This is a genomic window from Acidobacteriota bacterium (assembly GCA_026393675.1).
Classification (GTDB): Bacteria; Acidobacteriota; Vicinamibacteria; order Vicinamibacterales; family JAKQTR01; genus JBAXOX01.
In genome coordinates this window covers 107,996-133,852 of the sequence record JAPKZQ010000003.1, presented here as the reverse complement: position 1 = coordinate 133,852, position 25,857 = coordinate 107,996, and the positions used below count along the sequence as shown (strand labels likewise).

At 63.4% G+C, this 25,857-nt stretch carries 23 protein-coding genes; 10 read left to right on the top strand and 13 right to left on the bottom strand.

The window, feature by feature from the left end:
• Positions 1-72 precede the first annotated feature (72 nt).
• The 8 genes from NT151_01065 to cydB all read left to right on the top strand — a co-directional run bounded on the left by NT151_01065 (position 73) and on the right by cydB (position 9,738).
• The gene (locus NT151_01065) at positions 73-2,196 is read left to right on the top strand and encodes a hypothetical protein (GenBank protein ID MCX6537514.1); all 2,124 of its coding nucleotides are present in this window, start codon (positions 73-75) and stop codon (positions 2,194-2,196) included.
• A 316-nt stretch (positions 2,197-2,512) separates the two neighbouring features.
• On the top strand, positions 2,513-4,012 hold the full coding sequence (locus NT151_01060; GenBank protein ID MCX6537513.1) for a glycosyltransferase family 2 protein: 1,500 nt from the start codon (positions 2,513-2,515) through the stop codon (positions 4,010-4,012).
• A gap of 30 nt (positions 4,013-4,042) precedes the next feature.
• Entirely contained in the window at positions 4,043-4,465 is a 423-nt protein-coding gene (locus tag NT151_01055) for a hypothetical protein (GenBank protein MCX6537512.1), read from the top strand.
• Between the two features lie 45 nt (positions 4,466-4,510).
• Positions 4,511-6,319 (top strand): translation elongation factor 4, encoded by a 1,809-nt coding sequence (lepA, locus tag NT151_01050; GenBank protein MCX6537511.1) that lies wholly within the window; start codon positions 4,511-4,513, stop codon positions 6,317-6,319.
• Positions 6,320-6,970 carry a signal peptidase I gene (lepB, locus tag NT151_01045; GenBank protein MCX6537510.1) on the top strand — a complete coding sequence of 217 codons (651 nt, stop codon included), beginning with the start codon at positions 6,320-6,322 and terminating at the stop codon, positions 6,968-6,970.
• 1 nt (position 6,971) lies between these two features.
• The gene (locus NT151_01040) at positions 6,972-7,319 is read left to right on the top strand and encodes a hypothetical protein (protein MCX6537509.1); all 348 of its coding nucleotides are present in this window, start codon (positions 6,972-6,974) and stop codon (positions 7,317-7,319) included.
• 48 nt (positions 7,320-7,367) lie between these two features.
• Positions 7,368-8,708, top strand: a complete 1,341-nt coding sequence (locus tag NT151_01035; GenBank protein MCX6537508.1) for a cytochrome ubiquinol oxidase subunit I — start codon at positions 7,368-7,370, stop codon at positions 8,706-8,708.
• Between the two features lie 10 nt (positions 8,709-8,718).
• Entirely contained in the window at positions 8,719-9,738 is a 1,020-nt protein-coding gene (gene cydB, locus NT151_01030) for a cytochrome d ubiquinol oxidase subunit II (GenBank protein MCX6537507.1), read from the top strand.
• 243 nt (positions 9,739-9,981) lie between these two features.
• Here the strand turns inward: cydB and hutI are convergent, their stop codons facing one another.
• The 11 genes from hutI to rpiB form a co-directional block, all read right to left on the bottom strand.
• Positions 9,982-11,256, bottom strand: coding sequence for an imidazolonepropionase (gene hutI / locus NT151_01025; GenBank protein ID MCX6537506.1), 1,275 nt, complete (start codon positions 11,254-11,256; stop codon positions 9,982-9,984).
• Between the two features lie 163 nt (positions 11,257-11,419).
• On the bottom strand, positions 11,420-12,340 hold the full coding sequence (locus tag NT151_01020) for an energy transducer TonB (protein MCX6537505.1): 921 nt from the start codon (positions 12,338-12,340) through the stop codon (positions 11,420-11,422).
• Between the two features lie 26 nt (positions 12,341-12,366).
• Complete coding sequence (locus NT151_01015; protein ID MCX6537504.1) at positions 12,367-12,744, bottom strand: hypothetical protein; 378 nt, start codon at positions 12,742-12,744, stop codon at positions 12,367-12,369.
• A 188-nt stretch (positions 12,745-12,932) separates the two neighbouring features.
• On the bottom strand, positions 12,933-13,403 hold the full coding sequence (locus NT151_01010; protein ID MCX6537503.1) for a hypothetical protein: 471 nt from the start codon (positions 13,401-13,403) through the stop codon (positions 12,933-12,935).
• Entirely contained in the window at positions 13,390-13,608 is a 219-nt protein-coding gene (locus NT151_01005; protein MCX6537502.1) for a hypothetical protein, read from the bottom strand. Before NT151_01005 ends, NT151_01010 begins: the two co-directional genes overlap by 14 nt.
• A 56-nt stretch (positions 13,609-13,664) precedes the next feature.
• A complete protein-coding gene (locus NT151_01000; GenBank protein MCX6537501.1) occupies positions 13,665-14,264 on the bottom strand; it encodes a DivIVA domain-containing protein in 600 nt (199 codons plus the stop codon).
• A 27-nt stretch (positions 14,265-14,291) separates the two neighbouring features.
• Positions 14,292-15,002 carry a YggS family pyridoxal phosphate-dependent enzyme gene (locus NT151_00995; protein ID MCX6537500.1) on the bottom strand — a complete coding sequence of 237 codons (711 nt, stop codon included), beginning with the start codon at positions 15,000-15,002 and terminating at the stop codon, positions 14,292-14,294.
• Between the two features lie 9 nt (positions 15,003-15,011).
• The gene (locus NT151_00990) at positions 15,012-16,058 is read right to left on the bottom strand and encodes a tetratricopeptide repeat protein (GenBank protein ID MCX6537499.1); all 1,047 of its coding nucleotides are present in this window, start codon (positions 16,056-16,058) and stop codon (positions 15,012-15,014) included.
• Positions 16,059-16,246: 188 nt separating this feature from the next.
• Positions 16,247-18,259 carry an ATP-dependent DNA helicase gene (locus tag NT151_00985; protein MCX6537498.1) on the bottom strand — a complete coding sequence of 671 codons (2,013 nt, stop codon included), beginning with the start codon at positions 18,257-18,259 and terminating at the stop codon, positions 16,247-16,249.
• On the bottom strand, positions 18,220-19,497 hold the full coding sequence (locus tag NT151_00980) for a serine hydroxymethyltransferase (protein MCX6537497.1): 1,278 nt from the start codon (positions 19,495-19,497) through the stop codon (positions 18,220-18,222). Before NT151_00980 ends, NT151_00985 begins: the two co-directional genes overlap by 40 nt.
• A gap of 3 nt (positions 19,498-19,500) precedes the next feature.
• Entirely contained in the window at positions 19,501-19,950 is a 450-nt protein-coding gene (gene rpiB / locus NT151_00975; protein MCX6537496.1) for a ribose 5-phosphate isomerase B, read from the bottom strand.
• 91 nt (positions 19,951-20,041) lie between these two features.
• Here rpiB and NT151_00970 point away from each other — a divergent pair, with 91 nt between their 5' ends.
• Both NT151_00970 and NT151_00965 read left to right on the top strand, forming a co-directional pair.
• The gene (locus NT151_00970) at positions 20,042-21,217 is read left to right on the top strand and encodes a class I SAM-dependent rRNA methyltransferase (protein ID MCX6537495.1); all 1,176 of its coding nucleotides are present in this window, start codon (positions 20,042-20,044) and stop codon (positions 21,215-21,217) included.
• Between the two features lie 5 nt (positions 21,218-21,222).
• Positions 21,223-21,834 carry a DUF4337 domain-containing protein gene (locus NT151_00965; GenBank protein ID MCX6537494.1) on the top strand — a complete coding sequence of 204 codons (612 nt, stop codon included), beginning with the start codon at positions 21,223-21,225 and terminating at the stop codon, positions 21,832-21,834.
• A 380-nt stretch (positions 21,835-22,214) separates the two neighbouring features.
• Here the strand turns inward: NT151_00965 and NT151_00960 are convergent, their stop codons facing one another.
• Positions 22,215-23,747, bottom strand: a complete 1,533-nt coding sequence (locus NT151_00960; protein ID MCX6537493.1) for an oligosaccharide flippase family protein — start codon at positions 23,745-23,747, stop codon at positions 22,215-22,217.
• 652 nt (positions 23,748-24,399) lie between these two features.
• Positions 24,400-25,848, bottom strand: a complete 1,449-nt coding sequence (locus NT151_00955; protein ID MCX6537492.1) for an SEC-C domain-containing protein — start codon at positions 25,846-25,848, stop codon at positions 24,400-24,402.
• Between the last annotated feature and the right edge of the window lie 9 nt (positions 25,849-25,857).

Sequence of the window (25,857 nt, the reverse complement as noted above, 5' to 3'; positions counted from 1 at the left end):
GTGCACAATTCAGACCGTTTCCCGATCAGAGCCAGAAACGATGGGATCAAGCTTCTGTCGGGGGTGAAGACCATGAGAAAGCCATCAGCGTTGTGGATCGCGATCGCGGTTCTGGTCGCTGGTCTGTGGACAGGAGTTCACGGAGTCGGTCAGAGCGACAAGCAGGGCGAAGCTCTGCTTCAGGCCGCCAAGAACACGGAGTTGGTGAAGGGGGATCTGACGGCGGCCATCGATCAGTACAAGAAGATTCTTGCGCGGCCCGGCGTTGGCAGGACCGTAGCGGCGAAGGCCTTGCTCGAGATGGGCCAGTGCTACGAGAAGCTGGGCCAGGCTGAGGCGCGCACCGCGTACGAGCAGCTCCTGCGGCAATACGGGGATCAGGCCGAACAGGTCCAGATCGCGCGGGCCAGGCTGGCCGCATTGACCGGGACTCCAAACCCGGCGGCCGGCACAGAGATGACAATTCGGAGAGTCTGGTCAGGTGCGGGGGTGGATACGACCGGGTCACCTTCTCCGGATGGAAGATACCTTTCGATCGTGGACCAGGATTCGGGGGGCGACCTGGCCATCTGGGACATCGCGAGCGGCCAGAAGCGCCGACTGACGAACAAAGACAAGACCACCACAGAAATGGTTCTCGCTTCGACATGGTCTCCTGACGGCAAGAAGATCGCGTTCGTCTGGCTGAAGAAGGACATGACTGGTGAACTCAGGATCATCGGGACTGACGGATCCGAGCCCCGGACTCTGGCGCCGGTGTGGGCTCTGGGCTGGTCCCCGGATGGCAGGTCTGTTGTGGCCATTGTTCCCAAGACCAAGACCAGTCCTGAGAAGCTGGCCGTGGTATCTGTGGCCGATGGTTCTGTGACGGTACTCGGTACGGCTGAAAAACCGATCGACTCATGGTCATGGCACGCCAGCTATTCGGCGGATGGGAAATACATCGTCTATGACAACCGGCAGCAGGAAGGGTCCCCGAAACGCGATATCTTCATCACGTCCATTGATGGAAAACAGGAGATCCCGCTTATCACGCACCCCGCCGATGATCAACTCCTCGGCTGGGTGCCAGGCTCCGACACCGTCCTCTTCGCCAGCGACCGGACAGGAACGCAGGATGCCTGGGCGCTTCATGTTGTTGACGGCAAGCCTCAAGGTGATCCGGTACTTGTCAGGAAGGACATCGGACAAGTCACTCCCATGGGGTTTTCCGCGCGGGGGTCTTTCTTCTACAACGTCGGAGTGAGCCTCGTGGATGTCTACGAAGGCTCGCTGGATCTCGCCAAGGGGACGGCCGTAGCGCCGCCCAAGAAGATCATCCCGCGCGTGGTGGGCAACAACCACTCCGCTGAATGGTCTCCCGACGGCAAGTATCTGGCCTATGTGTCGGAACGCCAAGCGGGATCGGCAACGCAAAGTTCGTACATCCTGTGCATTCGTACCGATCAAACCGGAGAAGAGCGAGAAGTTCCGCTTGGTATCGAATCCTTCTGGAGGATGCACTGGTCGGCTGACGGTCGCGCCGTGTTTGCCACGATGTACGACAAGACGAACCAGGGGCTGTTCAAGATCGACATCCAGACCGGCAAGCAAACTCTTCTGGCCCGAAGCGGGTGGTCCGATTCGCTGATCAAGAATTTCGCGGTGTCGCCGGATGGGAAGTCGGTGTACTACGCGAATTTCCAATGGACGAAGAAACTCACGACGATCATGAGGCATGACCTGGAAACGGGACAGGAAAAGGAATTCTATCGGAAGGCGTCTCCCCCGGATATCGGCGCCATGACGATCTCACCTGACGGAAGGTATCTGTCCCTCAGTACGGCGGACACCCTCTCGCTGGAGAACGGCGGGAACAAGGGGAACGTCATACGGGTCCTGCCGACGGCGGGCGGTGAGGCACGAGATCTTCTCCTGGGCGTGCTCGACTGGTGGACCTATCCTGCCTGGACTCCGGATGGCAAGACAATCCTGTTCTACAAAAGAGCAGCCGGCGCAAAGGGACAGAAACGCGAATTGTGGCAGATACCGTTCGCAGGCGGAGAACCCCAGAAGATCAACTTGGGCATGGAGCTGGAGTTCCGTGACTTGCAGCTCCATCCGGACGGGCGACGGATTGTGTTCACATCGGGAAGGAATTCCAGCGAAATCTGGGCCATGGAAAACTTCCTGCCGGCACGCCGGGGAGGCAAGTAGCAGCCCGGAAGGGCATCTCCACGAAACCCGGACGAGTTGTGAGGAGGATGACCGGAGACGCTCCCACGGAGAGTGCGTTTGAGTGGTGTCTCCTCCGAAGACGACGACAGGTCGAAGCCAGAGTAAGGTGGCGCCTTCGGGGTCCCGATTCTGACAGGGAAGGACCCCGAAGACGTCTCCTTTTCCAGCCGCCCCTGCGAGACGCGAAATCGCCAGCAAAACCGCGTGAGAGTCCGCCAGGCTAGGCTTTTCCACCAGACGGCTGTAAAATGGCCGATTGTGCCCTTCGGCACAACACAGGACTGGCGAAACACTCATGAGCGCATTTGAATCCCTCATCCTCGGGTTGTACTTCTTCGTCCTGGTCATCCTCGGCGTGTATGGGTGGCACCGCTACTACCTGGTCTACGCCTACATGAAGAACAAGGACAAGGTCCCCGGGCCCCCGCCGGCGTGGGACGGTCCTCTGCCCCCGGTGACGATTCAGTTGCCGATCTTCAACGAGATGTACGTGGTGGATCGCCTGCTCCAGGCGACCGCGCGAATCGACTACCCGCGCGAGTTGATGGAGATCCAGGTGCTGGACGATTCGACCGACGAGACGACCGAGGTTGCGCGGCATGCGGTTGATCGGCTTTCCGCCGAAGGGTTCGACATCAGGCTCATCCATCGCACCAACCGGACCGGGTACAAAGCGGGCGCGCTCGATGCCGGCCTGAAGGTCGCGCGCGGCACGTTCGTCGCCATCTTCGACGCGGACTTTATCCCGAGCGTCGACTTCCTGCAGAAGACGATCCCGTACTTTCAGGACGAGAAGATTGGCCTGGTCCAGGCGCGCTGGGGCCATGTCAACGCGGACTACTCGCTGCTGACCAAGGCGCAGGCCATCCTGCTCGACGGCCACTTCGTGCTGGAGCACGGCGGGCGCAATCGCGCCGGACACTTCTTCAACTTCAATGGCACGGCCGGCGTGTGGCGCCGCGAGGTCATTCCCGCGGCGGGCGGATGGCAGCACGACACGCTCACCGAGGATCTCGACCTGAGCTACCGGGCGCAGCTGCTCGGCTGGAAGTTCCTGTTCCTGCCCAACCTGGTCGCGCCGGCCGAAGTGCCAGTCGAGATGAACGCCTTCAAGTCGCAGCAGCACCGCTGGGCCAAGGGCTCAATTCAGGTGTGCCTCAAACTGCTGCCGCGCATCCTGCAGTCGGATCAGCCATTTGGCGTGAAGGCGGAGGCGTTCTTCCATCTCACGGCGAACTTCAACTACCTGCTCATGTCGCTGCTGTCGATCCTGATGTTCCCGTCGATGGTGATTCGCTACAACATGGGCTGGAACGAGATGCTGCTCATCGACGTGCCGCTGTTTTTCGCGGCAACCGCGTCGGTGGCCAACTTCTATGTCGTCTCCCAGCGCGAACTGTATCCCGATTGGAAGGCGCGGCTGCGGTACATTCCGTTCCTGATGTCGATTGGCATCGGCCTCGCCGTCAACAACACCCGCGCAGTCATCGAAGCGCTCATCGGACACGAGTCGGCCTTTGCGCGCACGCCCAAGTACGGCATCGAGTGCGGCTCGGACGACTGGGGCGCGAAGAAGTACCGCCAGGTGGTGGCCATCCAGCCGCTCATCGAAGTGGCGCTCGGGCTCTACTTCACGATGACGGTGTTCTACGCGGCGGCCAACGGCATCTACGGCACGCTGCCGTTCCTGGTGCTGTTCCAGGTCGGGTTCCTCTACACGGGGCTCATGTCGGTGATCCAGCAGTTCGGCGGCGGCGGGGTCGTGCTGAACACGCAGGTCGCCCGCGGCAAGTAAGGACCTTCTGGGTCCTAGGGGGATACCCCGATGAATTTCGGACGACTGGCTGCCGCGGCGCTGGTGAGCTGGCTCGCGCACCTCGCCCTGACCGGCATCGTCTGGGGTACGGTCCTGCCAGACCTCTTCCGCCAGCACGCCGCGCTCCTGAGGGCGCCGTCCGACATGAACCTCGTGCTGGGGTACGGCGCGTCGCTCGTCGGGTTCTTCGTCTTCGCGTATGCCTACGCCAAGGGCTATGAGGGCGGCGCCGGACTGGTCGAAGGACTGCGGTACGGCGTGCTCATCGGGCTGCTGCTGGCGGCGTTCGCCGGCGTGTGGAGCTACGTGATGATGCCGATCTCAGCGGCGTTCGCCGCGGCGATTGTGGTCGACTGCATCATCGAGATGGCCGCGTACGGCGCCATCGTCGGTTTGATTTACAGGCCCGTCGCCGGGCGGCGCCCACGCTGACCGGGCCGGCGCGTCAGTCGTCATCGAAAGAATCCGCATACCGAGATGGATCAGCAGTACATCAGGAATTTCTCGATCATCGCGCACATCGACCACGGCAAGTCGACGCTGGCGGATCGATTCCTCGAATTCACCGGCGCGCTCCAGCCGCGCGAGATGATCGAGGCGCAGGTGCTCGACTCGATGGATCTCGAGCGCGAGCGCGGCATCACGATCAAGGCCCACCCGGTCCGGCTGACCTACGACGCGGATAACGGTCATCAGTACGTGCTCAACCTGATCGACACGCCCGGGCACGTCGATTTTTCCTACGAGGTCACCCGGTCGCTCGCCGCCTGCGAGGGCGCCGTGCTGATCGTCGACGCCTCGCAGGGTGTTGAGGCGCAGACGCTCGCCAACGCGTATCTCGCCGTCGAGAACAACCTCGAGATCATCCCCGTCATCAACAAGATCGACCTGCCCAGCGCGCAGCCCGAGGAATCGCGCCGGCAGCTGGCCGACATCATCGGCCTCGACCCGTCGCACGCGATCCTCGCGAGCGCGAAGGTCGGCACCGGCGTGCACGAAGTGCTCGAAGCGATTGTCGAGCGTCTCCCGGCACCGGAAGGCGATGCGGCCGCCCCGCTCAAGGCGCTGATCTTCGACTCCTGGTACGACCCGTACCGGGGCGTCGTCATCGTGATTCGTGTGATCGATGGCGTGATTCGACCGCACATGAAGATTCGCCTGATGGCCGAAGGGCAGGAGTACGAGGTCGAGCAGGTGGGCGCGTTTACGCCCAAACCCGTGGAGATGGACGAACTCGGCGTCGGCGAAGTCGGGTTCATCACGGCGGCGATCAAAAAGGTGAGTGATGCGCGGCTTGGCGACACCGTCACGGAGGCGTCCCGCCCGGCCGTGAAGCCGTTCCCGGGCTTCCGCGAGTTGAAGCCGATGGTGTTCGCGGGGTTGTACCCGGTGGAGGGACACGAGTACCCGGAACTGCGGGACGCGCTCGAGAAACTGCGCCTCAACGACGCGTCGTTTTTCTACGAGCCGGAAACGTCAGCGGCGCTGGGGTTCGGATTCCGGTGCGGGTTCCTCGGCCTGCTGCACATGGAGATCGTGCAGGAGCGGCTCGAACGCGAGTTCGACCAGAGCCTGGTGACCACAGCCCCGGGCGTTCTGTATCGCGTGACGACGACCGATGGCGAGGTGCATGAGATCGACAGTCCGGCCAAACTGCCCGACGTCGGGAGGATTCAGAAGTTCGAAGAGCCCGTCATCAAGGCGATGATCCTGACGCCGTCCGAACACGTTGGTGGCATTCTGAACCTGTGTCAGGAAAAACGCGGCGTGCAGAAATCGCTCGAGTATCTTTCCACCGACCGCGTCCTCATCACCTACGAAATGCCGTTCAACGAGGTCGTGCTCGATTTCTACGATCGGCTCAAGACCATCTCGCGCGGCTATGCGTCGCTTGACTATCATGTGAGCGGTTACTGGGAATCGCCGCTGGTCAAGCTCGACATTCTGGTCAATGGCGACCCGATCGACGCGTTGTCGACCATCGTGCACCGGGATGCGTCCTATCAGCGGGGACGGGCGCTGGCACAGAAGATGCGACAGCTGATTCCGCGGCAGATGTTCGAGGTGGCCATCCAGGCGGCGATCGGCGGCCGGATTGTGGCCCGCGAGTCAGTCAAGGCCATGCGGAAGAACGTGCTCGCAAAGTGCTACGGTGGCGACATCTCGCGCAAGCGCAAACTGCTCGAGAAGCAGAAGGAAGGCAAGAAGCGCATGAAACGCGTGGGCCGCGTGGAAATTCCCCAGGAGGCGTTTCTCGCCGTGCTCAAGATGGGAACGGAGGAATAGGTGCCCGAGTTCAGAAAGTCTGTGGCCCGTGAGTACTTCGAGTCGATTGTCATCGCCGTCATCCTGGCGCTGTTTATTCGGACGTTTGTCGTTCAGGCGTTCAAGATTCCGACGGGATCGATGGAGCCCAACCTGCTGATCGGCGATCATCTGCTCGTCAACAAGTTCGTGTTTTCACCGACAAGTTCGGCAGTCGAACGCGCGGTTCTGCCCACCCGGGAGGTCCGGCGGGGCGATATTGTGGTGTTCAAGTTTCCGACAGACCCCGAGCGCGACTTCATCAAGCGCGTCATCGGCCTGCCCGGGGAGACGGTCGAGCTGAAGAACCACCGGATCCACATCGACGGGAGACCGCTCGACGAACCGTATGCGCACTACCTTCCACGCCCCGAAGGCGGCACGCTGGCGGAGGTGACCTCCGAAGACGTCCGCGATCATTACGGCCCGGAGACGGTGCCGGCCGGATCGCTCTTCGTGATGGGTGACAACCGCGACAATTCGCAGGACTCGCGCTACTGGGGGTTCCTGCCTCGCGACAACATCAAGGGCCAGGCGTTGGTGATCTACTGGTCCTATGACCCCGACGCCGGTGGACTCTTCAGCGTCCTGACGAGCACACGCTGGGGTCGTCTGCTGCACCAGATTCACTGATATGGGCAGGCTGATCAGGCTCGCCGTCGTCGCGCTTGTGGTGTACGGCTGTTGGCAGGCCGCCTCCGCCCAATTGGACCATTTCAAGCTCGAAGACGCCGTTCGGCAGCTCGCTGAGTTCGGCGCCGACCAGGGAGATGACGCCGTGCGCACCGCGGTGGTCGCAGAAGCCACCAAGCTGGGCATCCGGATTGATCCTGCCCGCGTGAGCATCCGCAAGACGGCGGACCACATCTACATCGACGTCGCCTACACGCGGCTCGTGCAGGTGCTGCCCTGGTACCGCTACAATTGGGCGTTCGCGGTCAAGGTTCAGAGCTGGTACGTGTCGGGCGCTCGCATCAGGTAGTCCAGTAAGTTTTTTCCTGCTCCCTGGGGTTCCACTGTGGACGTCGGTGTGCTGGCTCGCCTGCAGTTTGCGCTGACCATCGGGTTCCACTACATCTATCCGCCGCTCTCGATCGGCCTCGGGATGATGCTGGTGGTCATCGAGGCGATGTCGCTCGCCACGAAGAACCCGATCTACCACCAGATGGCGCGGTTCTTCACCCGAATCTTCGGCCTGGTCTTCGCCGTCGGCGTCGCGACCGGCATCGTCATGGAGTTCGAGTTCGGCACGAACTGGGCGGCCTACTCACGCTTCGTCGGTGACGTGTTCGGGAGCGCGCTGGCCGCCGAAGGCCTCTTCGCGTTCTTCCTCGAATCCGGGTTCCTCGCGCTGCTCCTGTTCGGCTGGGACCGGATTGGGCCGCGTCTGCACTTCCTGTCGACGGTGGCCGTGTGTCTCGGCGCGCATTTCAGCGCGATCTGGATCATCGTGGCCAACTCGTGGATGCAGACGCCAGCCGGTTACCATGTGGTCGCCGACGCGGCTGGCCGGCCGCGGGCGGAAATCACCGATTTCTGGGCGGTCGTGTTCAATCCGTCGAGCGTTGATCGCCTGCTGCACACCATCGTCGGCGCGTGGGCAACTGGCGCGTTCTTCGTGCTTTCCATTGCCGCGTACTACCTCCTGAAGCGGCGGCACGAGGCCTTTGCTCGAGCGTCGATGCGGCTCGGCCTCGCGCTGGCGGCGGTGGCGGCACTCGCGTCGATCGTCACCGGGGATTGGTCCGCCCGCTTGGTCGCGCGACATCAGCCGGAGAAGTTCGCCGCGATGGAAGGCGTGATGGAGGCGTCGGCGCCAGCCGGCCTGCACATCCTCGGCTGGGTTGATGGCGCGAACCAGCGCGTGACGGGCGTGGAGATTCCTGGTCTGTTGAGCAGGATGATTGCGGGAGATGCCACCGCGCCCATCCCCGGCGTGAAGGCGTTTCCAAAGGACGATCTCCCGCCGCTCAACGCTACGTTCCAGACGTTTCACGTCATGGTCGCGATTGGGACGATGCTAGCGGCGGTGGTGGTGTGCGGCGTGGCATTTCTGCCGAAGGGCAGGCTGTTCAGAACCCGGTGGCTGCTCTGGATCTTTGTCGGCGCGGTGGTTGGGCCGCAGATCGCCAACCAACTCGGGTGGGCCACCGCTGAAATCGGCCGCCAGCCCTGGATCGTCTACAGGGTGATGCGCACCATCGACGGGCTGTCGCCTGTCGTCCACTCGTCGCACGTTATCTTCTCGCTCGTGCTGTTCACGCTGGTGTACGCGCTGCTGTTTGTGCTGTTCCTGTTCCTCCTCAACGAGAAGATCCAGCACGGCCCGCTTGCCGAGGATCACCCGGGCGGAGAGGGTCATCGGGCGTGAGGGTATCGGCATGAGCCTCGATCTGAACACCGTGTGGTTTCTGCTGGTTGGCGCCCTGCTGGCCGGGTACGCCGTGCTCGACGGATTCGACCTCGGCGTGGGTGCGCTGCACCTGTTCGCCAGGACGGACGAGCAGCGCCGGATCTTCTTCAATGCGATTGGCCCCGTGTGGGACGGTAACGAAGTCTGGCTGGTGACGGGTGGCGGAGCGCTGTTTGCTGCGTTCCCCATCGTCTACGCGACGGTGTTCTCGGGATTCTACGTGGCGATGATCCTGCTGCTCGTCGGGCTCATCTTTCGTGGCGTGGCCATCGAGTTTCGCAGCAAACAGCCCGGCGCGTGGTGGCGGCGCGGATGGGATCGCAGTTTCGCCATCGCCTCGGTCGCATCCAGCCTGCTGATGGGAGTGGCGTTCGGCAACATCATCTGGGGCGTTCCGCTCGATGGGGCCGGAGAGTTCGCAGGGTCGTTCCTGTCACTCCTGACTCCCTACGCGCTGCTCACGGGCGTCACGACGGTCGCGCTGTTCATGATGCACGGGGCGATCTACCTCATGTTGAAGACCGATGGCGACACCCAGGAGATGGTGAAGGGGTGGATCCCCAATACGATCATCTTCTTCCTGATCTGCTATGCGACGACGACGATGGCCACATTGATCTACCGGCCGGAGATGACGGCGGCGATCAAGGCCAGCCCCGTGCTGTTCGCGCTGCCGGTGCTGACGATGCTGGCCATCGCGAACGTGCCGCGCGCCATCCACCACCTTCGCTTTGGGGAAGCGTTCCTGTCGTCTTCGTGCGCCGTGCTGGGACTGTTCGGGCTGGTTGGAGTTGGCATGTACCCGACGCTCGTCAATGCGTGGGAGCCGGCCAGACAGTTGACGATCTACAACGCGGCGTCCTCCCCGAAGACGCTGTGGATCATGCTGATCATGGCGCTCATCGGGATTCCGCTCGTGCTGACCTACACCGTCAGCATCTACTGGGTCTTCCGTGGGAAGGTGAAGCTGGATTCGACGTCGTACTAGATATCGTCAGGGACATCCTGCCGAATGTGGGCATTTTCCACAGGGGTATCCTGCCGAATACAGCAATTCTTCGTCACCCCGGCGAAAGAACGGATGTCACATCGAGATCGTCATGCCGGCGGAAGCCGGCATCCAGAGAGGTACACGGCTGGATTCCGGCGTTCGCCGGCATGACGGACCAGATACGCCTCGTCCAGCGCCGATTGGCGGCGAGAGGCCTCGGTGGTGTGAGCCGGAGGTTTGCTACGAACCCTGTGCCACAACCTCGCCACGTTTGATGACCATCCGGATGGCCGGCACACCCACCTTCAGCAGATCGACCGCTTCACCGTTGACGATCACCATGTCGGCCTGTTTGCCGACTTCGAGGCTGCCGATCCGGTCGTGCCGGTCGATGGCGTAGGCCGCGTTAATTGTGGAAGCGACGAGCGCCTCTTCGAGCGTCATCCGCATCGAGAAGCACGCGAGCGACATCGCAAAGGGCATCGACGGCGAGAAGCCGCCGCCCGGATTCAGATCGGTGGCCAGCGCAACGGGTACTCCCGCCTCGATGAGTTCTCTGGCCGGTGCGTATCTCCCAAGCTTCAGGTAGAACGCCGCGATGGGCAGCAGTGTGGCCACCACGCCCGCCTGTTTCATGGCGTGAATGCCGCGCGGCGCGACGTACAGGAGGTGGTCGGCGGACCGCGCGCCGACAGCGGCCGCGACAAGCGAACCTCCACTTTCTTCCAGTTCGTCGGCGTGGATGCGCGCCTTCAGCCCATGGCGCTTGCCGGCCTGGAGGATCTCCGTCGATTCTTCGGGTGTGTAGACGCCGGCCTCGCAGAACACGTCGCACCACTCGGCCAGCCCGTCGCGTGCCGCGGCAGGAATCATCTGCCGGACCAGTTGATCAATGTAGAAGCGGCGATTCGCACGATGCTCGATGGGGATTTCGTGGGCACCCATGAAGGTCGACACGAGATCGATGGCGTGCCGCTGGTCGAGGCGCCGGATGACGCGGAGCATTTTCAGTTCGGCGTCGGTCTCGAGCCCGTAGCCGCTCTTGGCCTCGCATGTCGTCGTGCCGCATCGGAGCATCTGATCGAGCCGCTCGGAGGTCGCGGCGACGAGGTCCTCCTCGGAGGCTGCGCGGGTGGCTCGGACCGTCGACAGGATCCCGCCGCCCGAGGCGGCGATTTCGGCGTACGTGGCACCGGCCAGCCGCCGTCGCAGTTCGTCACGGCGATCACCGCCAAACACGACGTGGGTATGTGGATCGACGAAGCCCGGCAGGACCGTGCATCCCGATGCGTCGATGACGTCGAAGCCGTCGCGGGCAGGGTAGCGCTTGTCGCATTCCGCCGTCGTCCCGACAAACGCAATGAGGCCGTCGGTCGCGACGACCGCGCCGCCGGCGATGGGGCGGACATCTGCCTGATCGGGACCGCATTTGGGCGCGGATCCCGCACATGTGATCACCGTCTTCGCGTTTCTGATGATGACAGATCCCACCACACACCCCCGGTACGTGTGCATCGTATCCCGAGAAGCCTGTCAGTGGGAAAGACGGACATTGCGCTTCGGCTGGCGTGCTACTTCGGAGATTCGCCGCAGTTCTGACCTAGCCTCCAAGCGGCGTACGCTTCGGAGGTGGTGACGAGACTGTCCGAAGTAGCGCGCTGCCCGAGTCGAGGAACGCCTAATTGCGAAGAGAAAACGTGAGTTCGATTTCGACTCGTGTCGCGACCGGCCGCCCGTCCTTCATACCTGGCTTGAAGGTCCATTGTTGCGCAGACTTGATCGCCTGCTGATCCAGGCCTGGGTCGAGCGACCGGAGCACGCCGCAGTGTCCGACCTTGCCGTCAGTGAGGACCACGCATTCAAGCATAACGGTCCCCTGAATCTTGGCGGACTTGGCCTCGGCCGTGTACTGCGGCTTGACCTCAGCGACCAATACTGGCATCGACACGCCGTTGCCGGGCTTGTAGACCTCGCCCGGCTCGCGAACTTCCCCCGAGGGCAGGGCGGTCAGCAGGAGCACGAGCGCCTGGTCGGTGCCCTTGACCCTGGAAGTTCCCACAACAACGGTTTCCCCCAACCGAATCTTGAATTCCGTCTTGAGAACGCTGCCGATGGTTTGTCCGTCAGTCAGATTGACCTTGACGTAGACCTCCTGGTCGCTCGGCGGGTACATAGGTCCCACGTCGAGGGTGCCGGAGTATTCGCGACCGGCGGGTCCCTGCATGCGAACCGTCTGCGCGCGGGAACCCCTGACCAGGACTCGGTCCAGCACCTGGTAGCTCTTGTACGGAAGAAACTCGCTCGCATCTTTCAGCGCGTTCATCTCTCGCGCCGACAATCCCTCGACCGTTGTGCCAGGTTTCGCATGCGCAAGCAACAAGACGAGGTAGAAGCCCTTCGCTTCCGCCGACTGATCGGAGGGGGACTTCTGCGTGGCGACCAAGCGCCAACTGCGGTCTACGCCGCTAGGCGTTGGTGTCTGAGCGACAGCCTGGGGGCTGACTGGGTTGTCCTGAGCCAATCCAGCGGCCGCTGTTCCCGCGGAGAAGAGGACGAGCACCAACGAACCAGTGAGACGACGGAGAGTTGTCAGACGCATGATCGGTTGTCTCCTCATGATTGCATCTAGAACGGAACGTCAGGATTGAGAATCCAGATGATGCGAGTCCCGTTGCTGCCGGTCAGATGGAGCTGCCGGACGGGCTGGGGATCGTCGACAGCCGGTCGAAACGACACGGTCACCACGGGCGTGTCGCCTCGGGGCCATCCGCTCCATCGCCAGGGTCCCATCGCGACGACCACCAAGGCGACAACCGTGCATGCACCGGCAGCGAGGGTTACCCATCGCCACGGCCGCCGAACTGGCGCCGACGCCACCGAGCGCACGTGATCCTGCACTCCGCGCCGCTCTTCCAGAGTCAGCGCGTGGTCCTCCCCGGCGGGATCGCCGCGCTGAAGCATCTCCCGTAGTTGCTCAGGTGAAAGGCGTCGTGTGCTGGACATCTAAGATTCCTCCCGCTCAACTGAGGATTCGGCAGAGTTGGCCACGCGCTCTCGACAGGTGCCAGCGGACCGTGGCGGACGCGTGAGCAGGACGATTCAATCCCACCGCATTGATCCCGCGGCGCACCCGCAGGACAAGGGCATCGTCTCCCGAGAAGCAAGTCTGTGGGAAAGAACCGAGCGCCAGGCTATGAGCGGCTGCGGATCCAGTAATCGCGGAACGACCTCAATCTCGGCAACGACTCCCGATCTTTGACGCGGTTGGTCGCCGCCTTGCTCGCAATAATGTCGTCCGGGTGGCACACCGGAAATCCTTCGACGTCGATGTGGCGGCTCCATGCGTCCGTGAAGCGCTCGATCCCGTCGGGTGCGAAGACGAGATCCAGGTCGAACGGCCCGTTCTTTAGCTGGACGAAGTCCTTGCCGCTGATGATCTCAGTCGCTTGCTGGGGGGACAAGTCAAACCCCAATCCCCTGATCGCGGCGACAAGCGCTTCGCCGTTCTCCGGGGTGCGCTCGACAAACAGGTCCGCGTCCTGGGTCGTGTCGGGGAATCCGAGCAGGATCGCGCCGGACTTCCCAATGAACAGGTATCGGACGCCATGGCGGGCGAAAGCGTCCCGGATCTCTTCGGCCTGGGCGTACTCAAACGCGGCCATAGCCAAGCCAATCTGGCAGGTTGGTCTCGCACCAGCGCCGGTAGTCTTCCATCGTGTCAAACGCGCGAAACGGCTCGTCGTCGAGCACAGGCCGGTACGTCTTGATGAACGCATAGCGAACGCGCAGAGGGAGTGGCCGCCTCGCCGCGGCCTCAAACTCCTCAATCCACCGTTGTTCGTCCGATGGCTCGGCCTGGCCGTGCATGGGGGTAATTGTACCACTCAGTACCGGCGCCCGCCTCCGGCAGACGCCGGGTAGTGCTACGCGCGGCGTTCGACGGGGACGGCGACGGCGACGGTGTGCGGCAGGTCCTCGCGCTCCTTGCGATCCTGACCCCAGATCGACACGCCCTCGCGGCCGTCCGCCTGGCGGGGACGATGGATGGCGATCTTGTCGTCGCGGTCGCGCCGATCCTGATCGTGAATAAAGTCGAGCGTGTTGGTGAGCGACGCAACCAACGACTCGACCGACGTCTCGACTTCGCGCCGCTTCATCCGCAACCCGTCGATCTCGCGGTGCACATCCTCGACCCTGGCCTGCGCCTTTTCCAGAATCAGATCGGCGCGCCCCTCGGCTTCGCGCACAACGGCGGCGGCCTGTTGATGGGCCGCTTCCTTCACTTCGCCGGCGAGGCGCTGGGCGGTGAGCAGCGTGTCGCGGAGATTGCGCTCGTGCTCGCGGTGCTCGTTGACGAGGCCCTCGAGCCGCGCCACCTCCTGCCGCATCCGGTCGGCTTCCTGCAGGGCCGCCTCGTAGTCGGCGGCGACTTCCGCGAGAAATGCCGTGACCTCGTCGCGGTCGTAACCGCGCATCGAGGAGCGGAACTGCTGCTGGCGCAAGTCGAGCGGTGTGACGTTCATGCCGGTCTCCTGAAGGCTGAAAGTGCCCTAGCCGCGGCCACCGAAGATGGCGGTACCGACCCGGACGAGAGTCGCGCCTTCCTCGACGGCAATCTCGAAGTCATGGCTCATGCCCATCGACAGCTCATGGAGCATCGAACGGGGAACACCACGGCTCGCCAGTTCATCGCGAATCTCGCGGAGCCGCCGGAAGTACGGGCGGGCATCCTCGGGATCGTCCATGAACGGCGGCAGCACCATAAGCCCGGTGACGCGTGCGGCCCGGCACGCCGTACCCACCTCGAAGATGGCGTGCAGCGCGTCGACCGCCGTGCCGTGCTTGGTTGGTTCACCCGCCAGGTCGACCTGGATGAGCAGTTCGGGCTGACGCCCGTCCTCCTCAGCGGCCCCATCCACCCGGCGCAGAAGTTCCACGCTGTCAATGGAATGGATGCACGCGAACGAGGACGCCGCTTTCCGGGCCTTGTTCGTCTGCAGGTGGCCAACCAGATGCCACTCGATTGATGTATCGGACGATAGGCTGATCTTCTCTAGGGCTTCCTGGACCCGATTTTCGCCGAAGACCCGTTGGCCGGCGGCGTGGGCGGCCAGGACGTGGGTGATGGGGAAGGTCTTGGAGACGGCAACGAGGCGAACATCAGTCGGAAGTCGGCCGGCCCGTTCCGTGGCACGGGTCAGCCGGCTTCGAATCTCGGCGAGACTGGCAGCGATGGCGTCCTGCAGCGACAAGGACTCCACCTTTCTGCGCTACTTCTTGATCTGCTTCAGGATACCTGCGGCCGTCGTCGCGTTCGGTCCCTGCGGCGCCAGCACCAGGTACTTCTCAAACATGGCGATCGCTTCGGGCATTTTCGCCTGGTTGAGGAACGCCATGCCCAGCTGATAGTGCGCCTCGGCATGGTCGGGTTTGAGTTCAATGACCTTCTCGAAGTGGGCCTGGGCCTCCGGGATCTTGCCCGCGTTCCAGTCGATGACGCCGTTGTTGTACTCGGCATCCACGCCGCCGCTGCCGCCGGCTGGTCCGGCCGCCGCCGCCAGGTCGGCCGCCTTCTGGCTGGCTTCCCCGGCCTTGTCGAACTTCTTCTGGGCGTTGTACACCGTCGCCAGCCCGTTGTACGCCTCGACATAGTCCGGCTTCAACTCGATCGACTTGTTGAAGGCCTCTTCGGCCTTGTCGTACTCCTTCTTCTGCATGTGCGCGAAGCCGACGTTGTAGTAACAGTCGAAGCACTTCGGCACCAGGGTGGCGGCTTCTGTGAACTTGGTGACGGCCTCGTCGAACTTCGCCGCACCTGCCTTCGCGGCTTCTTCCTTGCTCATGTTGCCCACGGCCTGCGGGTCGCCGCTGAGCAGTAGGCTACCTGCTTTGCTCGCGGCCACGCCGTCCTCGAACGTCTTCTTGAGCGCTGCGGTCTTGACGACTTCTTCCGCCGCCGCCGCGTTGTTGACGCCGCCGAGGATGAAATTGACGTCGCGGGGATCACCAAGTGTGACGCGGACATTGAACGCCTGCGCACCCAACTCCTTGGTCGAGGCCGTCACCTTGTAGTTGCCGGGCCGAAGGCCAATCTGGATGAACTCGCCCTTATTGTTGGTCTTGGTGTCGACCTTGAAATTGATGCCGTCGGCGTACTCGATCAGGATGACGGCCTTATCGACCGGTTTACCCTTGGGATCGACGACCTTGCCCTTGAGGGCGCCGGTCTGAGCAAACACAGGGGCTGCGAACGAGACGGCCACCATCGCCATCAAGGCGAATACCAGCAGGCGGCGGCCGGAGATGAGGCGAAGCATAGCGCTCCTCCGTAGGAAAAAAGAGAGCAGGACGTTGAAAGAACTACCAAAACACGAGAGTCAATCCGGCTCAGTTTACATCAAAGGCGGCGCCGGGCGAAACCGCCAGCCCATTCATCTGCACATGACATACCAACGGGAAACACACAGAAATTCTGGCCTTTTGAGCGACCCGCGGCGGCAATCCGTCAAGCGGGGCGTTGGGCGTCCGCAAAGAACCTGACGATGTCCTCGATATCGGAGGTGACGGGAGCGGGGGGGAGCGACGCCAGGAACCGCCGTCCATAGGGCATCGTCGTGATGCGGGGGTCGAGAATCGCGAGGACGCCGCGGTCGCGCCGGTGGCGGATCAACCGCCCGAGACCCTGGAGCAGCGTCAGGACGGCCAGCGGCACCTGGAGGTCCGCGAAGCCGTCACCGCCACGTTGAACAATCGCATCAATGCGAGCCGCAATGACCGGATCACCCGGCGAGGCGAACGGCAGGCGATCGATGATCACGCAGCTCAGGGCATCGCCCACCACATCCACGCCCTGCCAGAAACTCGACGTCGCCAGCAGCACCGAATGCGGCGTCTCACGGAATTGCCGCAGCAGCGCCGAACGCGGCGCGGTGCCCTGGACCAGGATCGGGTAGTCGAGCGCCGATTCGACGACCGGCTGCACCAGTCTGAGCATCGCGTAACTGGTGAACAGCACGAATGCCCGACCCTGCGTGCGCGTGAGGATGCCCACCACCTCGCGTGCGGCAGCCTGCGCGAAGGCGGGCGTCTTGGGCGACGGCATCCGCGGTGGCAGGTAGAGGATGGCCTGCTCGCGGTAGTTGAACTCCGATAGGAGCTGGAGTTCTTCGGCGCGCTCCACCCCAAGGCGGCTGCGGAGGTAGGTGAACCTGCCCTCGACGGTCAACGTGGCTGACGTGAGCACCGTGGCCGCGAAACGATCGAGCAGCAGGTTGCGAACCAGCGTGGAGACATCGATAGGTGAGGCACGCAGGAACAGACCGCGCCCCCGGAACTCGAGGTAGAAGACGTAGTCTCGGTCGTTGGCATCGAGCAGGAAGCGGAGTTCATCGCGCAGTTCGGCGGCGCGGCGGCCGATGGCATGCAGGTCTTCGGATGACTCGCGCGCGAGTGCGACGGTGGCTTCAAGACCGGTGAGCGCGTCGAGGAGGTACCGTCCGGGCTCCCGCACGGGCTCGAGCATGTCCGGCGAGATTCTCGCGCGGTCTTCGCCACCAGGGCCGGTGAACGCGTTGGCCAATGGCGGATAGTCGTGCCTGGCCAATGCGAGCGCCGAGAAGAACAGCCGCGCGCGGTCGTCAACCCGGTTCAGCGCTCGTCCCAGTTGGCCTTCCCGGTCGGCGATCTCGCGTGAGGCGAACAGCCGCTCGAAATCCCGGGTCAGCTCGTCGAAGCGATAGTTACTGATCGAAAACCCGAAATACTGTGTCGCCACATCCTCCAGTTGGTGCGCCTCGTCTATCACCGCCAGCGGACATGCCGGGATCACCTCGCCATAGGCGTTCTGGCGCACTGCGGCATCCGCGCACATCAGGTGGTGATTGACGATGACCACGTCAGACTGGGCGGCACGCTGACGCATGAGCGTGACGAAGCAGTCGTCGTACTCCGGACACTGTGTGCCGATGCAGTTTTCTGCCGTGGCGGCAATATCACTCCAGAACGCGACATCTTCCGGAAGGTCCTGGATCTCGGCCCGATCGCCCGTCTCGGTGGTGGCTGCCCAGTCGTCCACCAGCTTCAGATAGAGGCGGTCAGCCGGCGAGCCAGCCTCGACGTCATCGCGCCACGTGGCGAGTCGGTGGAGGCACAGGTAGTTGCCACGCCCTTTCATGTAGGTGGCCGTGAAGGGCAGGCCCAGGGCCTCGCGCAGAATGGGCAGGTCCTTGAAGTAGATCTGCTCCTGGAGGTTCTTGGTGCCGGTCGAGATGAGAACGCGCTGGCGGGAGAGAATGGCCGGAACCAGGTAGGCCAGCGTCTTGCCGGTGCCCGTGCCGGCTTCGGCCAGCAGCACACCGCCGCGCGCGAAGACGCGCGAGACCGCCGCGGCCATGTCGCGCTGGCCCTCCCGTGGCTCGAACTCGGCCACGGCTCGCGCCAGAGGGCCGTCGCCGGCGAAGACCTGATCGACGGCGGCTGCTAGATCAGCTTGTCCGGATACAGGGGGAACTTTCTGCACAGTGCTTCCACTTCGGCCCGGACCATCGTGTGCACGTGCTCGTCATCGGGCCCGGCCAGCACGCGGGCGATCAGGTCGCCCACGACCTCCATCTCGGCTTCGGCCATGCCGCGGGTCGTGACGGCGGGCGTGCCGACGCGGATGCCACTGGCGACAAGCGGCGGATTCTGATCGAACGGGATGGTGTTCTGATTGACCGTGATGCCGGCCTTGCCAAGCGCGGCGGTCGCTGCTTTGCCGGTGACGCCTCTGGAGAACACGTCGACTAGCATGAGGTGATTGTCCGTGCCACCCGATACCAGTCTGAAGCCGTGAGACGCGATGACGGCGGCGAGGCGTGCCGCGTTGGCGACAATCTGCTTCTGATACGCGGCAAACGCAGGTTCCGCCGCTTCCTTGAAGCACACCGCCTTGGCCGCGATGATGTGCACGAGCGGCCCGCCCTGGACGCCCGGAAACACGCTCCTGTCGAGATCCTTGGCGTATTTTTCCTTGCACAACACCATGCCGGCGCGGGGACCGCGTAGCGTCTTGTGTGTGGTAGTCGTCACGAAATCCGAATGCGGCACGGGACTGGGGTGCACGCCGCCGGCGACCAGTCCGGCGATGTGCGCCATGTCGGTCACCATCACCGCGCCTGACCGATCGGCGATCGCCCGGAAGCGCGGAAAATCAATCACGCGCGGATACGCACTCGCGCCAACCATGATCATCTTCGGCTTGTGCGCCATGGCGAGCCGCTCGAGTTCGTCATAGTCGAGCCGCTCGTCTTCCTTGCGCACGCCGTAGGCGACGATGTTGTAGAGCTTGCCGGAGAAGTTCAGCGGGTGGCCATGCGTCAGGTGGCCGCCGTGCGAGAGGTTCATGCCGAGGACCGTATCGCCGGGCTTCAGCAGCGTGAAGTACACCGACATGTTCGCCTGCGCGCCCGAGTGGGGCTGCACGTTGGCGTGATCCGCTCCGAACAGCGCCTTCGCGCGTTCGATGGCGAGGCGTTCGACCACGTCGGCGTACTCGCAGCCGCCGTAATACCGGCGGCCTGGATAGCCTTCGGCGTACTTGTTCGTGAACACCGATCCGGCCGCCTCAAGTACCGCGTTGCTGACGAAGTTCTCTGAGGCGATCAGTTCAAGACCGGACGCCTGGCGGTTCACTTCGTTGCGAATGGCCTGTGCGATGTCGGGATCGGTATCGCGGAGCGAGCGGCGATGAGCCGCGATGAGAGTGCTGGTATCCATGGCTTATGAGTCCTTGCAATCGAGCGCGGCGATCTTCTGCACGCGGCGGCTGTGGCGGCCGCCCCCGTCGAAACGGGTCTGGAGAAAAGTGCGAACGATGTCGCGGGCGCGATCGACCGGCGTCGTGCGTCCGCCAATCGTCATGATGTTGGCGTCATTGTGTTCGCGGCTCAGGCGGGCGGTTTCGACGTCGGTGACAAGCGCGGCCCGGACGCCCGGGATCTTGTTGGCCGCGATCGACATACCGATGCCGGTACCGCAGATCAGGATGCCCAGTTCGAAGGTGCCGTCGGCGACGCCGCGGGCCACCGGCGCGGCGATGTCGGGATAGTCGGCCGGATCCGGCGTGAAGGTGCCGAAGTCCTCGTACGGGACGTTCAACTCGTCCAGCAGGTGCAAGAGGTGTTCCTTGAGGTCGAAGCCGCCGTGATCTGAGCCAATGGCAATGCGCACAACCCCGAATTTTACCTGATCTGCGCGGCCCCCTGAGAAAACCCCTTTTCTTTCTGTCATGATGGTCAGGTTTCCCAGGTAGAACTGAACCGTGAGCAACCCCGTCGAACCCAAAGTCGTCGTCACCGCCCGCGGCGAAGATCGCGCGCGCGCCGGACATCCGTGGATATACCGCACTGATGTTGCGGATGTGCGGGCACAGGGCGGCGATACGGTGGTTGTCGTGAACCCGCGCGGCCGGATCCTCGGCCACGCCCTGTTCAGCGACAAGTCGCAGATTGCGCTGCGGCTGCTCACGATTGGCGAGGCGCCGGCCGGGCCCGATCTGTGGCGCGCCAGGCTTGATGCGGCCATCGCTTTTCGCCGACAACTCGCGATCGATGCGACGGCCTTCAGGCTGGTGCACGGCGAGGCCGACCTGATGCCGTCGCTCGTCGTCGATCAATACGACCGCCACCTCGTCGTGCAGGCGCTCTCCCAGGGGACCGAGCGCCTGCTGCCTCGCATCGTGGAGATGTTGCAGGACGCGCTGGCCCCCGCGGGCATTCTCGCGCGACATGATGTGCGCGTGCGCCAACTCGAGGGCCTCGAGCAGTGCGTCACGCTGCTCGCTGGCGAGGTGCCGCCGCTTGTGACGGTGCGCGAGGGCGGTATCGAGCACGACGTGGACCTGTGGCACGGGCAGAAGACGGGGCTCTTTCTCGATCAGCGCGAAAACCGGATTGCCGCGCGGCAATACGCCCGCGGCCGGCTGCTCGACTGTTTCAGCTATCACGGCGCCTTCGCCCTGCAGTTGGCGGATTGCTGCGATCAGGTGACGGCGCTCGACGTGTCAGAAGAAGCCGTCGGCCACATCGCGCGGAACGCCGCACGCAACAAGATCACCAACATCGAGGCGCACTGCGTCAACGTGTTCGACGAACTGCGGCGTCTCGAACGGGCGGGTGAGCGCTACGACATGGTGGTGCTCGATCCTCCCGCGTTCGCCAAGAGTAAGGACGCGGTCGAAAAGGCGTTCGCGGGGTACAAGGAAATCAACCTGCGCGCCCTGAAGATCCTGAAACCCGGTGGCACGCTTGTCACCTGCAGTTGCTCGTACAACATAGACGAGGCCACGTTCGGCCAGATCGTCTACGAGGCCTCCATCGACGCCCGCGCCCGCGTCGTCGTCGTCGAAAAGCGCATGCAGGCGCGCGACCACCCCGTGCTGCTCGGCGTGCCGGAGACCTACTACCTCAAGTGCTTCATCGTCCGGAAGGTAGGGTAGGAGCAATGGACCTCGACCCCATGGAATCCGCGACCAATGCATCCGAAGAACAGGCCCGCGCGTCGGCGGCCGACTCGGCCCGCCTCAGCACGTGGGTGGCGATCACGGTGGCGCTGCTCGCAACGTTTCTCGGCGTCTGCAAGGTGAAGGACGACAACATCGTTCAGGCGATGCAACAGGCCCAGGCCGACAAGCTCGACCACTGGAACTTCTACCAGGCGCGCAATATCCGCGAGGAGGTTGGCAGGGCGACGCTGGCGCAACTGTTGCTCGCCGTCGAGGGCGCGCCTGCATCCCAGCTCGACAAGTACCGCGAGGCCATCAAGACCTACGAGAAGCTGGTTGCCGACCAGTCGCAGAAAAAAGACGATCTGCGGAAGCAGGCCGAACAGGATCAGAAGACCTACGACGCGCTCAATTACCGCGACGATCAGTTCGACCTCTCGGACGCGCTGGTTGCGCTCGCGATCTCGCTGCTCGCCTTGACCGCGCTGACGCACAAGAAGTGGCTGTTCTGGGTGGCGCTCGTACCCACCGCGTTCGGCGCGCTGATGGGGTTGGCGGGGCTGTTCGGCTGGCCGCTGCATCCGGACTTCCTCGCGCGATTGCTGTCCTAATCGTCCTCGGGATCGCCACGCTCCAGCGTGGCCGGGACGGAGCCCGGCGGTCCCGGGAATTCGCCCGTCAACCAGCCCTCCCAAACCCCGACTCCCGAACCCCGACTCCGAGACCCCGAATCCCCAATCCCAAACCCCCAATCCCGAGCACGCTACGAGACTAGGCGGACGTTTCTCTGGGGCGAGTGATTGGCTGCAACCAGACGCGTTCAGGAGGCCGGCGGGGAAAGGCGGGGAGATGGCCTTCGTTGGCGCGGTTTCACCCGCTACCGTCAGAACTACTGGGTCACTCTCTGTTGTCGAGGTCGGGTCGGTTGCCACAGTCGACAGACAAACGGGCTGAAGACGGGCGGGCGTTACCGTCCATCTGTCGGGTGGCATCACCAAGACGTTAGTGCCCGACGGAAACCACTCTCTATATAGCGGCGGCACGTCGTCATTTCTGGATCGCGCAAGAGCAGCAGTACTGCCGCATCCGCGGCGAGGCCAGTCAGCCCACTGACGACCAGCAGAACCGGGTCCGGCAATGTCGAGAGACGCTGCACCGACCAACTGGCGGCACCAGCAGCCAAGGCCGCGAGCGTGATTCGGGCGATGTCCGTAAGAAAGCCGGCTTCCAGGACGCGGCCCGTCTTCAAGAAGCCAATCACAAACTGTGCGAGGTAGAAGAGCCAACCGGTGAAGGCGGCCGCGATTGGAATCCCGAAGATGCCCCACTTGCGCACCAGAAACACTGCCACAAGTCCGTACACAACCGCCGACGCCGCATTCAAGGCCGCCATAAGTCTCGGCTCATTCAGTGCGTAGATCACTCGACACGAAATATTCTTCAGGGTTGTCGCCGCCATCGACACCAGGTACCACGGCAGAATGGCGGCGATAACCGCCGTGTCGGACGGTCGAAACGCCCCGCGCTCGAACAACGTGGCAACCAGCGGCCTCGAAAGGACGCAGAGGATGACCACGACGGGGAAGTAGAACAACGATGAGTACCGGATTGAAGCACAGTACGTCCGCCGAAGTCCGGCCAGATCGCCTTCAGAAGCCTCTCTGGCGAACGTCGGGAAGATCGTGATCGACAAGGCTGCCGAGAACAGAGTCAGCGCCACCGTCGGTATTCTGCTGGCGTAATTGAGTTGAGCGATACTCCCGGACGCCATTTCGGACCCGAGGTACCGGTCGATCAAGATCGACGCATCCAGAAGGATGCGGCCGCCAGCCACAGGGATGAGCGTGTAGATGACCCCCCTCCCCGCAGAGGAGTGCCAACCAGCCAGGAGATTGTACCGTCCCTTCCGAAACGCTGCCGGCAAGAGCAGGACCAGTTGCGCGATGCTGTTTACCAGGACCGCCGCGGCCAGCCCCCTTATTCCCAATTGGCTTCCGAACTGGAGCAGGATAATCAGTTGCAGTCCCGAACCAACCAGCGGGACAAAAGCCGGCCAGGTGAACCGTTGTTCGGCCTGGATCAAGCTGATGAGAATCGAACTCAGTCCTACGAACAGCACCGTCGGCCAGAGGATCATTGAGAGCTCGGCGGCTAGTGCGCTCGTCGCCGGCGTGAGGCCTGGAACGATGATTCCCATCAAGGAGCGGCGCAAGAGCATGCCCACCACCGTGAGCAGACCGAGCCCCAATGCGGCAAGATTCAGGACGCCGCTGGCAACCTGCCATCCTGCCGCCAGCCCTCCGGACGACCGACGACGCATGATGGCCGGGATGAGGACGAACGCCACCGGGCCGCTCAGCGTAGCCGCGATCACGGTGGGCAACGCCGATGCCGCGAGATACGCGTCCATTTGCGCGCGGGTACCGAAGGTGGCGGCGACAATCAGTTGACACGCAAAGGAGATGATCAGCGCCACGAAATTGAACGCTGATACGACAACTGTTGGCTTGAACAATAGTTTCATTAGGCTCTGAGAAGTTCCGTGCTCGGCATCGTCACGTAGATGACATCAACCGACACCAGCTTAGTTAGACCGGGATTCTGGCGGAAAGTCATGCCCTGACGTTCGAAAGGCGCACCAATTCGCGCCGTGGCCACCACTGATTGCCTAGATCTGCCAGCAATTCGATTCTCCGCATGCCTGTGACGTGACGCTCCACAGACGGTGTTACCTATCCGTTTCTGACACTTCAGCTTGCGGGGGACTGGACGGACGGCCACGGCCACCACTGACGCGACCAATGAGATGATACCAATTGTCCGCATGAGACACCTCCGGCGGGGTTGGGTTCCAGTGAACGGACAATTCAACGACGGGGGCAGAACAAACGCGGTGACGACGCCTCGCGTGTCCGGTTGACGCAGCGTTGCTTCGTTTGCGCGGATTTCAGTGAAGGCGATTCTCCATCTCCGCCCGCGATCGCGCTGCTCGCCCTGACCGCGTTGACGCACAAGACATGGCTGTTCTGGCTGGCGCTGGTACCCACCGCGTTCGGCGTGCTGATGGGGGTTGGCGGGGCTGTTCGGCTGGGCGCTGCACCCGGACTTCCTCGCGCGATTGCTGTCGTAGGGGCAACGCCCCGTGGTTGCCCTTGGGCGGGCACCGGGGCCCGCCCTTACACGCCCGGCAGGCCCAGGCGCTCCCGCAGCCACGCCACCTCCGGTTTGAACTGGTTGCGCGGCCCGGCCTCGTCTCGCCATGCGTACTCGGCCAGAAGGGCTTCCAGACGTTCGCGGCCGAGCCGGGTCTTCGCGGCCTCGCGCGGGGTGACGCCGCCGAGCGCTGGAATCTCCTCGTCAAACCAGGCCTCCCAGTGACGCCGGCTCATCTCGTCGAGCATGGCCCGGGCCTCCGGCGTGTCCTCGAAGCTTGGCCCCGCACTAGCGTCATCGCCAGGACTGCCACCGTGCTTCGCGGCTTCGAGCAAGGCATCAACAGATTCAATCGTCTCTCGCAGGAACAGCACATCGCTTCCCAGATGCTTCTCGACGAGGCGCCTGATCTTCCGGGCCCTTTTCGTCGAATTCACGGACACGCTCAACTGCCCTGGCGACAACGAGAGGTTGCCAAGCGTCGTGTTGTCCCATTCACGGTGCAGCTTGTTCCCCCACTTGCTCCAGACCAAGTCGACGGCGGTCAATTCACCCGACTCCGACCACGACGCATCGTCCAGCAATTCGTCGTCGTCGTTCGCCAGTGTGAGCAACTTGAGACGGTCGAACGCGTCGCGCACGCTGCACCGCACTTTGAACTCCAGCGTCGCCGGCGCTAGCGGGTCGCCGTCGGTGTTCTGGAGTCGCAGCGGTGCCGGGTGCAGCACCTCGTGGACCAGCCGGTGGTAGAGCCCGAGGACTTCCGGCGCCGCGGCCTTCACGGCCGTCCGAGTGACGGGTCCACCCGGTCGAAGGAATCTCTCGCGGTAGTTGATCACCGTCTGGTGGCTTGTCGGGAACAGCGGGAACGGTCCCAGCCCGGACATGATCGCGAGATCACCATCCGCGATCACGCGACTCAGGACGACATGTCCGGGGCGAAGACTCGTTGAGGCGCTCCGCTCCACCACGTGATGGACATCCCCCAGCAGGATGTCCCTGAGATCGACCGACTTGCCCGCCTCTGCCGACGTGACGACCATGAAACTGAGCGGCGCCTCGATCCCGGCTCGGAGTAAGCGCACTTCCGCCGCCGGGACGTGTTGGCCATGCGCACTCAGATACGCTTCTGCCAGCGTGGTCACCGGCCACGACGCCGTCTGCTTCGCGCGCTTCGGCGGCCGGGGAATGAAATCAAAGGCGAACCACGGCAGGAAGAGCTGTTCCCACTGGCCGCGCGTCATAGGGTCTTCCGGGTCCGGCGAGCCGGCGTAGAACTCCTCGAACGCGTGTTTCAGGAACGCTTCGCCCCACGTGTCACCGGCAAACTCTATGACCGCCGTGACCACGGCGCTTTCGGCCTCGCGCCAGGCCCGCCACCTGGCTTCGCCTTGCTCATTGTTCGAGAGGCAGCACTGCTTGTACTTGCGCCCGCTCCCGCACGGGCATGGGTCATTTCGGCCGGTGGCCATCGAATGTCT